Source organism: Arthrobacter sp. YAF34 (assembly GCF_052113245.1).
In the GTDB taxonomy this organism is placed as follows: domain Bacteria; phylum Actinomycetota; class Actinomycetes; order Actinomycetales; family Micrococcaceae; genus Arthrobacter.
Window position 1 is genome coordinate 105,736 of sequence record NZ_JBFRCV010000004.1, and the last position, 11,993, is coordinate 117,728.

Below are 11,993 nucleotides of genomic sequence, written 5' to 3' on the forward strand. Positions count from 1 at the left end.
CCGAGGTTCGGGGACGGTCCGCGAGGCCGTCGCGGCAAGCCGGCCGTGGCCGCGCAGTAGGATTCAGGGAGACGCCAAACCTGATACGAAGCTAAGGCGGAACATCCGTGAAATTCGTGCTCCGGTATCCGCTCGTGGCCGGGACCCTCCTTGTCCTGCTGGCGGTGCTGGTCTTGCTGTTCGCCGGGCAGGAAGGCATAGCCCGGGCCGCTGCGAGCGTCTATGCCCTGGCCGTGGCGGCCTACCTCGCCGTCGGAATGGTGCGCCGGCTCGCTGGCGGACAGTGGGGCATCGACATCCTCGCCGTCACGGCCATCGTCAGCACCGTGCTCGTGGGTGAGTACGTCGCCTCGATGATCATCGTGCTCATGCTCGCCGGCGGCACGGCCCTGGAGGACTACGCTGCTGGCCGGGCCAAGGGCGAGCTGACGGCCCTGCTGGAGCGGGTGCCGCAAACGGCCCACCGGGAGCGCAACGGCCCCGCCGCCGCCGGAATCGACACAGGCGGAACAGACACAGCCGGAACCGACACAGGCGGTTCCCCCGCCGCCGGAATCAATACCAACGGAACCCGCACAGACGGCCAGCAGGAGGACGTGGCGGCCACCGACGTCGAAATCGGCGACATCCTGCTGGTCAGGCCCGGCGAGGTGGTGCCGCTGGACGGCATCCTGCTCTCCGAGTCCGGATCCTTCGATGAATCCTCGCTCACCGGGGAAAGCCTGCCGGTGGAGCGCTCCGCCGGGGAAGGCCTCATGAGCGGGTCATTGAACGGTGAGGCGGCGGTCCGGATGCGGGTCACGGCACGCATGGAGGATTCGCAGTACAGCCGGATCGTCGCCCTCGTGAAGGAGGCGGCGGAGAGCAAGGCGCCCATGGTCCGGCTGGCGGACCGCTACGCCGTGCCGTTCACGGCCCTCGCCTACGTGCTCGGCGCCGCGGGCTGGATCATCAGCGGCAGCCCGGAACGCTTCGCCGAGGTCCTGGTGGTGGCCACGCCGTGCCCCCTGCTGATCGCCGCCCCCGTGGCCTTCCTGGGCGGGATGAGCCGCGCCGCCCGCTCCGGCGTCATCGTCAAGTACGCCGGAGTGCTCGAACAGCTGAGCCGGATCAAGACGGTCGCCTTCGACAAGACGGGAACCCTGACCTACGGCCGCCCGGCCCTGGTGGCCATCCGCACTGCCGGGACCCTCTCGGAAGATGAGGTCCTGGAGCTGGCGGCGTCCGCTGAACAGTATTCCTCGCACGTGCTGGCCGCTTCGGTGATGGACGCCGCCCGGTCCCGGGGCCTGTCCTTCGCGTCCGCCACCGAGGCCACCGAATTCGCCACCCACGGGGTGCGGGCCTGGTTCGACGGCCAGGACGTGGTGGTGGGCAAGCCCGCGTTCGTTGCGGAATGGGCGTCCGGCGTAGCTGAGGCGGAGCTGGCCAGCGGCGAGCTCGCCATTTACGTCGGGGCCGGCGGCAAGTTTGCCGGCGCCCTGGTGATGAGCGATCCCATCCGCAAGGAGACCCGCCGCACCCTCGGCGAACTCAAGGCCCTGGGCGTGGGACGGACAGTCATGCTGACCGGCGACGCGCTGGCCACCGCCCGGCACATCGCGGACGAGGCGGGCCTCACCGACGTCCGCGCCGAGTGCCTGCCGCCGGACAAGGTCGAGGCCGTGAAAACCCTGCCGGACCGTCCGGTCATGATGGTCGGCGACGGCGTCAACGATGCCCCCGTCCTTGCCGTGGCCGACGTCGGAATCGCCATGGGCGCCCGCGGCTCGACGGCGGCCGGCGAGTCCGCCGACGTCGTGATCATCATCGATGACCTCTCCAAGGTGGCGTCGGCCGTCCGGATCGGACAACGCACCGTGCAGGTGGCCCTGCAGAGCATCTGGATCGGCATCGGACTGAGCGTGGCCCTCATGCTGGCCGCGGCCGCGGGCTACGTGCCGGCCATCGTCGGCGCCCTGACCCAGGAACTGGTGGACCTCGCCACGATCCTCAACGCCCTGCGCTCCCTCGGACCCGGCCGCCGCAGCGCGGGCAGCCCGGTGCGGCGGGAGGAAGGCGCGCGGCGTGCCCCGCTACGGGGCTGACTCTGTTCCGGCTGGCGCCGGGGCTGACTCTGTTCTGGCTGACGCCATTTCCGCCTCCGCGATCCGCGGCACGGTCTTGAGGTAGCTGTCCGGGTTCAGCGAGATCGAATCGATCCCTTCCCGCACCAGGAACGCGGCGAATTCCGGGTGGTTGCTGGGGCCCTGGCCGCAGATGCCGATCTTGATGCCGGCGGCGTGGGCCTTCCGGATGGCCTCGCTGATCATGGTCATCACGGCCTCGTCCCGCTCATCGAATAGCGCCGCGAGCTGGCCGGAATCGCGGTCCACGCCCAGGACCAGCTGCGTGAGGTCGTTGGAGCCGATCGAGAACCCGTCGAAACGCGTGGCGAACTTCTCGGCCAGGACCACGTTGGACGGGATTTCGCACATCATGTAGACCTGCAGCCCGTTGCTGCCGCGGACCAGGCCGTGCTCGGCCATCACGGCAAGGACCTTGTCCGCCTCCTGCGGCGTGCGGCAAAACGGCACCATGACGATCACGTTGGCGAACCCGAGCTTCTCGCGGACCCGCTTGAGCGCGGCGCATTCGAGCGCGAAGCCCTCCCGGTAGCGGGCATCGTAGTACCTCGAAGCGCCGCGGAAGCCAAGCATGGGGTTCTCTTCCGGCTCCTCGAAAGCGGCCCCGCCGAGCAGGTGGGCGTATTCGTTGGTCTTGAAGTCGCTGAGCCGGACAATCACGGGGCGGGGATAGTACGGTGCGGCAATCTTGGCGATGCCCAGCGACAGGGCATCCACGAAGTACTCGGCCGGGTCCGCATAGGCCTGCGCCAGTTCCCGGATCTGCCGTGCCTCGGCGGGGTCCGAGACCCGTTCGGGATGGACCAGCGCCATGGGATGCACCCGGATCAGGCTGCTGATGATGAACTCCATCCGGGCGAGCCCGACGCCGTCGGCCGGCAGCCGCCACCACTGGAATGCCGCGGCCGGGCTGGCGATGTTGACCATGACGGCGGTGCGCGTTTCGGGCAGCGCGCCGAGATCCACGTCTTCCGTTTCGAACGCCAGGGTGCCGTCGTAGACGCGGCCCAGATCGCCCTCGGCGCAGGAGATGGTCACGGCCCGGCCCTCGGCCAGGACGGCCGTCGCGTTGCCGGTTCCGACGACGGCGGGCACGCCCAGCTCGCGGCTGACGATCGCCGCGTGGCTCGTGGGGCCGCCGTGGTCCGTGACGATCCCGGCCGCCCGTTTCATGATGGGCACCCAGTCGGGGTCGGTCATTTCGGTCACGAGGATGGCGCCGTCGCGGAACTTGGCGATGTCCGCCGCAGTCCGGATGACGCAGGCCGTGCCGTGCGCGATCGAGTCGCCGATGGCCGATCCGGCGGCCAGCACCGTCCCCTGTTCCAGCAGGTGGTGGATGGTGAAGTGCGGCCCGGTCCGGCGCGACTGGACCGTCTCGGGCCGGGCCTGGACCATGAAGAGTTCCCCGGTCTCCCCGTCGCGGGCCCACTCCATGTCCATCGGCCGGCCGTAGTGGTTTTCGACCGTGACGGCCCAGCGGGCGAGGGCGAGAATCTCGGCGTCGCCCAGCACGAAATCCCGGCGCTCGGCCGCCGAGGTGTCCACCATCCGGGTGCGGGCGCTGCCGCCGCGGGCGTAGACCATTTTCCGGGCCTTGGAGCCGAGGGATTTTTCGATGATCGGCGTGATGCCTTCCGCTGCCGCGGAGTCCGTGAGGAGCGGCTTGAAGACCAGGTACTTATCCGGGTTGATGGTGCCCTGGACCACGGTTTCGCCGAGGCCCCAGGCCGCACTGATGACGGCGGCCCGGGGAAAGCCCGAATCGGTGTCGATCGAGAACATCACCCCGGAGGCCCCGACGTCGGAGCGCACCATCCGCTGAATGCCGATCGAGAGGGCGACGTCCATGTGGTCGAAGCCTTTGACCTCACGGTAGCTGATGGCCCGGTCCGTAAAAAGGGAGGCGTAGCAGCGGCGGCAGGCGTCCAGCAGTTCCCGCTCTCCCGTGACGTTCAGGAAGGTCTCCTGCTGCCCGGCGAAGCTCGCATCCGGCAGGTCCTCCGCGGTCGCGCTGCTGCGCACGGCGACGGAGAGCCGGTCCAGCCCGGCCCGCTCCCCCAGGCTCCGGTAATGGGCACGGATGGATGCGGCAATGTCGTCGGGGAACTCGCTGGCCAGAAACATCTCCCGGACGGCCTCGCCGGTGGCACGCAGAGTGGCGTCCCCGGACCGGTAGGCAGCGATGCGCGCCCGCATGGCGGCGTCGATCCCGTTGGCCGCGATGAACGTGCGGTAGGCAGCGGCCGTGGTGGCGAACCCGTCGGGGACGCGTACCCCCCGGCTTTGGAGGGTCCGGATGAGCTCGCCGAGGGAGGCGTTCTTGCCGCCCACCCGCGGGACGTCCGCCATGCCGATCTCGTCAAACCACATCACGGGCGATTCAGCCATGTCAGCACTCCTGTGCGTTGTCGATGGACCCATCCTGCGTGGGACGGGCGCCCGGGGTCAGGGGCTTTGGACCCGCGTGCCGCCGGTTCCGGTGCCGCGGGGCCCGGCGCCGCCGCGGGGTCCGGCGCCGTCGGCGGACCCCGCCCGGCGGTGACGGACGATCTTGTACAGCCAGTCGGCGACCAGGACGACGGGGATCGCAGCCAGCGCCACCGCCAGCCCTCCCGGCGTCGGAGGGGCCTGGCCCAGCAGCGTCGCCAACGGCCCGAGGAACAGGAACACGCACAGCAGCCCCAGCTCTGCCAGCACAGCCCACAGCAACAGCCTGTTGGTGAACCAGCCCAACCGCCAGGGCGGGACGGTAGCGCTGCGGCAGGCGAAGGCGTTCGCCAGTTGGGCCAGGACAACCGTGGTGAAGGCCGCGCCGGACGCCGCCATGAGCACGTCGGCGGGCGGCAGTTCCGCGCCGAGCCGCCATCCCGCGCCGAGCAGCACCACCGTGTACGCCGTCATCTCCATCACCGCCTCCACCGGCCCCAGGAGCCCAAACACCCGGAACATGAGGGCGCGGTCCATCAGGTGCCGGCGTTCGGGCGGCCGTTTCAGCGTCCCCTTGCTGGGCGCCTCGCTGCCCAGGGCCAGGGCGGGCAGCAGGTCGGTGCCGATGTCCAGGGCCAGGATTTGCAGCACGCCCAGTGCCAGGGGGAAGCTTCCGCCGGACAAGGCCCAGATGACAAAGGGGGTGAGCTCGGCGACGTTGTCTGTCAGGTGGTATGTCAGGAAGCGCCGGATGTTCGCATAGGTGGCGCGGCCCTGCTCCACCGCGGCGATAATCGTGGCGAAGTCATCGTCCAGCAGCACGAGGTCGGCGGCCTCACGGGCGACGTCGGTCCCGCTCAGTCCCATCGCGACCCCGATGTCGGCCTGCTGCAGGGCCGGCCCGTCGTTGACGCCGTCGCCGGTCATGGCCAGGACATGCCCGCGGCCCTGCAGCAGACGTGCCACCCGGAGTTTTTGTTCCGGCGTCACCCGGCTGACCACCACTCCGTCGCGGTCCAGCAGCTCTGCCAGGACGGCGTCGTCCTCGGGCAGGTCCGGTCCCTGCAGGACGGTCTCCGTGGGACCGAGCAGCCCCGTCTCCCGGGCAATCGCGGCGGCGGTAAAGGCGTGGTCGCCGGTCACCATCGCCACCTTTATTCCGGCGTCGCGGGCCGCGGCGAGGGCCACCTTCACTTCCGCCCGGGGAGGATCGTGCAAGCCCATCAGGCCCAGCAGCGTCAGTCCGGTCTCAGCGTCTTCCAACCTGAACGTGGCGCCCGGCGGCCCCGGCAGGCCGCGCTGGGCGACGGCGAGCACGCGCAGGCCATGCGAAGCCATCTCATCGACCATGTCCCGCGCCCGGGCCTGTTCCGGGTCCGGGACCGGGACCCGGGCCCCGGTTGCCGTGCCGCTGCCAGCGCACTGCGGGATCACGGACTCCGGGGCCCCCTTCACGTAGAGGGTGGTGCCAACGATTGCCGACTCCCGCAGCCTGCGGGGGTCGAACGCGAACCGGTGCGACGGCGTCGGCTGCTCCGCGTGTCCGCCCCCGTCAGGGAGACCGGCCGCGAGGCGGGCGGCGAGCGCGTCAATGGCGGCCTCCATTGGGTCCCCCTCCGCAATCCACCGGCCCTCGTGGAGGACGGCCCGACCCACCGAGGCGGCGCGCGCCGCCACGCTGAGCTGCCGGGCCGCTTCCCCGCCGTCGCCGGCAATATCGGCTTCGGGGCCGTAGCCCTGACCGTTGACGGTCAGCAGCCCGGCCGGCGTCCAGACCTCGACGACGTTCATCCGGTTCTGTGTCAGGGTGCCGGTCTTGTCAGTGCAAATGAAGGTCGTGGAGCCGAGGGTCTCTACGGCCTGGAGGTTGCGCACGAGCGCGTTGCGCTTGGCCATTCGCTGCGCGCCGACAGCCAGCGAGAGCGTGACCGTCGGCAGCAGGCCCTCGGGGACCAGCGCAACGGCCACCCCGATGGCGAACAGGAAGGCATCGCGCCAGGAAATGCCGACAAAGAGGGAGATGACGAAGAACAGGGCGCCGATGCCCAGGGCCATGGTGGCGATGATGCGGACGATTCTTTGCAGCTCCAGTGCCAGCGGGCTGGTCGGGGCTTCGACTTTGCCCGTCAGTGCTGCGATCTCCGCGAGGCGGGTCTGGCCGCCTGTCACCGAGACCACGCCTTCAGCCTGCCCGTTGACCAGGAATGTCCCGCCGAAAGCGGTATCGCCCGGGGATTTGCTGACGGCCTCGCTTTCGCCCGTGAGCATCGACTCGTCGACCTCGCAGCTGGCGGCAACGGCCAGTCTGAGGTCCGCGGGAATGCGGTCGCCGGCTACCAGCACCACGACGTCGTCCGGCACGAGTTCGGTGGAGTGGACTTTGATCACGCGGCTGTCCCGGCGGACCGAAACCATGGCCGGGAGCAGTTCGCGGAGCTTGGCGGCGGCGTGCTGGGCCCGCTCCTGCTGGATGTAGGCGAACACCCCGTTAACCACGATCACCACCACGACGGCGATGCCCAGTTCCGGCAAGCCGGCAACGAACGCGAAGACGGCCGCCACCCAGAGCATGATCGCGAAGAAGTGCGTGAACTCGGCCAGGAGCCTCCGCCAGCCGGGCACCGGACGGGGCTCGGGCAGCTTGTTGGCGCCGAATTGTTTCAGCCGCCGGGTGGCTTCGTCGGCGCTGAGGCCGGCCAGGGCTGACAGCGAGTCCTGCCCCGCCGCGGGGTTCACGCCTGCGCTCCGCCCCTCACGGGCGCCGCCGGCCACCGGCACTGACCAGGTACCTCATGGATTGAGCATTCCTCCGGCCGCATCGGCGGGTAAGGGCCAAAGGTCATCTCGCGCCGGGCCCGGGCGCTGCGCAGTTCTTGGAGAATGCTGCGCTAGTCGCCGCTGGAGCCCGTCCCGAACTCGCTTTGGATCCGCGCCCGGGCGCCGCGTTCAACCAGGGTGGGGATGAAGGTCCGGATCCGCCCGCTTTCCAGGGCCCGAAACTCCTCCCTGACGATCGAGGCGACGTGCAGCCGCGGAACGTGCGGAAAGCGGGCCGCCAGGCGGTCAACAACCTGGTCAATGCTGGGTTCTTTCGCAGCGTCGGTCACTTCATCAGTGTGGAGCGGGCCAGTCCGGGCGTCAATGAGTCCCTGCGTCAAGGACTTTCTGCCTCAATGAGTCCAGCGCCAATGGATCGTTAGCCGGCAGGCGGCAGCAACCGGCCCAGGCTTTGGAGGTAGGTGCCAAAGCCGTGCGGTGCCCGGGCGTGGATGCGGCCGGAGGTCATGACCCGGGCGCTGTCCGTCGCCGTGACGGTGAAGGCCCGGCTCCGGAGGTTGTGGACCAGTGTGCGGTCCTCTTCGGACGTGACCCGGGCGAACCCTCCGGCGGCCAGGTAAGCGGAAGCACGGACCCCGAAATTCGCGCCGTAAATGTGGGGGTGGTCCTCGTGGAAGGGATGGCGTTCGCGCCAGTGCCGGAGCAGTTCGGGGTCCATCCCCTCGGGGTCCGGTTCCACGGACCCGAGCACGGCGTCGGCCCCCGCCTCGGCGAATTCAAGCTGACGGACCAGCCAGTTCTCCGGCACCCTGGAATCGGCGTCGGTGTTGGCTAGCCAGATCCGGGCGGGCCAAAGCGGCTGCGCCCAGCGCTGCCCCTGCGGCCGCAGCCGGGGCACGCCGATGCCCGAGGCCTGGACGCCGGCGGCCCGGCTCGCGCCGGCGCTGCGGAAGCTGACCTCCAGGGCACTGAACCGCGGATCCGCGGCCACATAGCCCGCCGCGATAGCGGCGGAGCCGTCCGTGCAGCTATCCAGCACCACAGTGACTCGAACGTCGACGTCGGGCCGGGCCCGGCGCAGGGCATCAGCGGACCCCTGCAAGGCCCGCAGCGCCAACTCAAGGTGTTCTTCCTCGTTGTGTGCGGGCATCACGACGGCGACCCGCTCGACGCGGTGCCCACGTGGCAACGGGAACGGCAGTGCCGCCATCCCGGTCACCGCCCCCGTTCCTCGGGGACGCGGTCCGGCGAAGAGTCTGGCGCTGGGCCCGGCGCAGGGTCCGGCGCAAGAAGGATCTCGAGGACAAAATCGCGTTCCAGGTAGATCCCGCCGCCGGTCCAGCCCAGCTGCTGCCGGGCCGCAGCATGGACCGAGTCGCCGTCGAGTTCCCAGCCGGAGACCGGGTGCCGCCAGTGGCACAGGACGAGGGTTCCGCCGGGCATGAGCGCGCCCTCGATCCGGTCAAACAAGCCGGCGAGCTCTGCCGGTGAGAGGTAGTAGCCCACCTCTGAGACGACAATCAGGTCGAAGGATCCGTCCGGCCACTCGTTCGGGACGGTCAGGTGGCGCGTTCGCGCGGCGGGCAGGTGGGCGAGGCGCCTCGCGGCACGGTCCACGGCCGTGCTGCTGGCGTCAACGGCAAGGAAGCGTCCGCACCGCGGCGCGAGCTCCGCGCTCAGGGTCCCGATCGAGCAGCCAATCTCCAGCCCGGCCGTGTAGCTGCCGGCCGGAAGCGCGGCCAGGGTGAGGGTCCGCTTGCGGTGCTCATACCAGCTCGAGGTGTAGTGCCAGGGATCCTCGTCCCGGGCGTGGACGGCATCGAAGAGGCGCTCAGCGTCTTCCGCGGCGTAGGGGCGCCGCTCCCCGTCGTCGCCGTGGGACGGGACACTGGCCGGATGCCAGGCGAATGTCTCCCAGGTCCGTTCGAAGTGCGTCAGGAAGGCCGGAGGCAGGAGCACCTCATCGCCCGGTAGCCCGGAGAGGGGCTGCACCTGGGAGACATGCGCGGCCATGGCCGTAGCCTTGGCTTGTTGCTCGGCGGGGCGCAGCGGCAGCCTGAACCAGCCCTGCCATACCGGGCCAGCCGGCGCGTCAGGTGCGGCCCACAACCAGTACCAGATGGGGTATTCGAGGAGGGCCTGGCCGGCAGCGGTGCTGAGCTCAGCGGCAACGGACCCGAGGACGTCGTGGTCGGTGTGGCCGTCCGAACGGTACGGTGCCACGAGAACGACCTCCCTGGCCGGGCGCCCACAGCCCGCGGCCGCTTCGAGGACTGCGTTGCGGATCTGCTCCCGGTGTTCGGCGAGTTTGCCGTCCGGCAGGCCCAGGAACCTCCATTCCCATTCACCGTCACCGGCCCGCTCCCGGCCGCCGCGCAGGTGCGTCAGGGCGTCGCCGAATTCCCGCAGCCGGACCGCGGCGAGCTGATCCGGCGTCGTGGTTGCGGAGCCGGGGTGCGAGGCCTCCCCCGCAGTGCACAACAGCACCCGGACGGTGGCGCCGACGGCGTGCAGCCGGGCCAGCAGGCCGCCGGCGCCGAGCGATTCGTCGTCCGGGTGGGCCGCAAGGACAACGAAGGCCCTGCCGGCGAGCTCCGCGTCATCCAGCGGCAACTCCGGCAGTTCCGCCGCGCCGCTGGCGGCCCAGGCGGCCTCGCTGGTTCCGGGGTCGTTGTGGGTGAAGCTCACCACGGGGTGTCACCTGCCAGCGTCAGGGAGCCCAGCTGCGCGTCGTCGCGCATGGCGTGGTGCTGGCGGACGTACAGTGCAAGGTCCGCCATCCGTTTGCCGTAGCGCTCATCAAAGGCCAGCGGGGCCGGCCCCAGGTTCTGGCTCACGAGCGTCTGGATGCGTTCCACGGCCGTGGCCACGCTTCCCCGAACGCGCAGTGCCTCCCGCCATGCGCCGCCGCCGGAAAGGCCGCCGGCATCGATCCGCGCGGCAGTCTGCGCGAGGTACCCGGTCAGGGCGGCCAGGGTGCGGTCAATCTCGCCGACGTGGGCCAGGGCAATTTGGTCCGGTTCCCGTCCGCCGTCGGCGGACCTCTGCAGGGATGCGGTGAAGCTGCGGGCCACGGCGACGGCGCCGCCCAGCCAGCAGGCCGCCACGCCCATGCCGCCCCAGGCGAAACCCGGGCGCTGGTAGTACCAGCCGGCTCCGCCGAGCGGAACGGCCGGGACGGCGTCGAAGTGCACCGTGCCGCTGCGGATTTCCCGCAGGCCCCGGCTGGTCCACTCCGGGTCCGCAAAGCTCACGCCGTCTGCGTGGAGGTCGACGGCGAACGCGGCACGGCCGCCGCCTTCGACCTGCGCGGTCAGCACCGCATGGTCCAGCTGCGCAGCCAGCGAACACCAGGGCTTGGAGCCGTGGAGCAGGAAGCCTCCGTTGGCGGCTTTTGCCTCAAGCCGGAGCCCGGGGGCCTCGGCGGCGAACACCCCCCAAGCACCGTCAAAGCGGATCCCGTCAAGCTCCGGGAAGTCCCGGCCTTCCCCAGCGGCCAGACCGGCGGCCTGCCCCAGGATCGCGGCTGCGTCCAGGTGCGGTTCCAGCACACGTCCGGCGGCCACGTCGACGGCGGTCACGGAGGCCAGCATCTCCCACAGGAAAGCGGTGCGGCCTTCGCCCGGCTTTGGCGCCGTCGTCCCCACCGTTTTGGCCAGGTCCAACAACGCCGGGACATCGCCGACGGCGGCCTGCGCCTCGGAAAGCAGGGGGCCGATGGCGTCCAAGTCTGCTGCCCCGGAGCTGATCCTGACAGGGCGGATCATGGCAGGGAGGGGGCTGTGGGAGGGGGAGTTCCCGTTCATTTCGACTGCCTGTATTCCTTCGGACTGGATGGATGGGCGGGCCGCGGCGCCTCGGCCGCCGCCAAGCAATCTAAGCATACTTAGCACTTTGTGCCGGCCGCCCGCGCCCGCTGCCCGCGCCCAGTGCCTGACTGCCTGGCTGAGGGTCCTCCCCTAGCTAGCGGACGATCGCGAGGGCGAAGCCGTCCCACCCTTTCGAGCCCACGGTTTGCATGACGGTGCCGTCCAGCCGCGGGTCGCCTCCGATCATCTGGAGCGCGCTGATGATTCCCGGTGCGTTCACCGTGTCCATCGACGCGTCCAGCACGGCGCCTTCCCACACGACGTTGTCCACCACGATGGTGGTGCCGGGCCGGCCAAGCCGGATGGCCCAGTCCAGATAGTGGGAGTTGTTTTCCTTGTCGGCGTCGATGAACACGAAATCGAACGGCGGTCCCGCCTCACTTTCCAGCTCGCGCAGGGTATCCAGCGCCGCGCCGACCCTGATGTCCACCTTGTGGCCCAGCCCGGCGTCGTCGATGTTCGCGCGCGCGACGCGGGCGTGCCTGGGGAGATATTCGCAGGTGACCAGCCGGCCGTCGTCGGGCAGCCCTTGGGCCATCCAGATGGTGCTGAAGCCCGCCAGCGTGCCGATTTCCAGGACGCGGCGGGCGCCGGAGAGCTGGACCAACAGTTTCAGGAGTTTGCCGGCGTTCGGCGCCACTTCGATAGCCGGCATTCCCGCCTTAAGGGCCGTGTCCACGGTGCGTTGGAGTGCCTGGTCCGGCCGGACCACGACGTCGGAGAGGAACTTCTCGACGGCGACCCAGCCGGGGGCCGACTGATGCTCGATCATGTCCCCAGTGTCCCAGCC

At 70.2% G+C, this 11,993-nt stretch carries 8 protein-coding genes; 1 reads left to right on the forward strand and 7 read right to left on the reverse strand.

What is annotated here, in order from left to right; genetic code table 11:
• Window positions 1-107 precede the first annotated feature (107 nt).
• Complete coding sequence (locus AB4Y72_RS06455; RefSeq protein WP_441425321.1) at window positions 108-2,087, forward strand: heavy metal translocating P-type ATPase; 1,980 nt, start codon at window positions 108-110, stop codon at window positions 2,085-2,087.
• Here AB4Y72_RS06455 and ppsA read toward each other — a convergent pair.
• The 7 genes from ppsA to AB4Y72_RS06490 all read right to left on the reverse strand — a co-directional run bounded on the left by ppsA (window position 2,076) and on the right by AB4Y72_RS06490 (window position 11,975).
• Window positions 2,076-4,517 (reverse strand): phosphoenolpyruvate synthase, encoded by a 2,442-nt coding sequence (ppsA, locus tag AB4Y72_RS06460; RefSeq protein WP_441425322.1) that lies wholly within the window; start codon window positions 4,515-4,517, stop codon window positions 2,076-2,078. The genes AB4Y72_RS06455 and ppsA overlap by 12 nt on opposite strands.
• A gap of 57 nt (window positions 4,518-4,574) precedes the next feature.
• Complete coding sequence (locus AB4Y72_RS06465; protein WP_441425323.1) at window positions 4,575-7,292, reverse strand: cation-translocating P-type ATPase; 2,718 nt, start codon at window positions 7,290-7,292, stop codon at window positions 4,575-4,577.
• A gap of 152 nt (window positions 7,293-7,444) precedes the next feature.
• Window positions 7,445-7,663, reverse strand: coding sequence for a three-helix bundle dimerization domain-containing protein (locus tag AB4Y72_RS06470; RefSeq protein ID WP_441425324.1), 219 nt, complete (start codon window positions 7,661-7,663; stop codon window positions 7,445-7,447).
• An 89-nt stretch (window positions 7,664-7,752) separates the two neighbouring features.
• On the reverse strand, window positions 7,753-8,544 hold the full coding sequence (locus tag AB4Y72_RS06475) for a glycosyltransferase (RefSeq protein ID WP_441425511.1): 792 nt from the start codon (window positions 8,542-8,544) through the stop codon (window positions 7,753-7,755).
• A 5-nt stretch (window positions 8,545-8,549) separates the two neighbouring features.
• Window positions 8,550-10,025, reverse strand: coding sequence for a PIG-L family deacetylase (locus AB4Y72_RS06480; RefSeq protein WP_441425325.1), 1,476 nt, complete (start codon window positions 10,023-10,025; stop codon window positions 8,550-8,552).
• A complete protein-coding gene (locus AB4Y72_RS06485) occupies window positions 10,019-11,140 on the reverse strand; it encodes an acyl-CoA dehydrogenase family protein (protein WP_441425326.1) in 1,122 nt (373 codons plus the stop codon). The genes AB4Y72_RS06480 and AB4Y72_RS06485 overlap by 7 nt, the downstream gene beginning before the upstream one ends.
• A 157-nt stretch (window positions 11,141-11,297) precedes the next feature.
• Window positions 11,298-11,975: an O-methyltransferase gene (locus AB4Y72_RS06490; protein ID WP_441425327.1), complete on the reverse strand. Its 678-nt coding sequence runs from the start codon at window positions 11,973-11,975 to the stop codon at window positions 11,298-11,300.
• Between the last annotated feature and the right edge of the window lie 18 nt (window positions 11,976-11,993).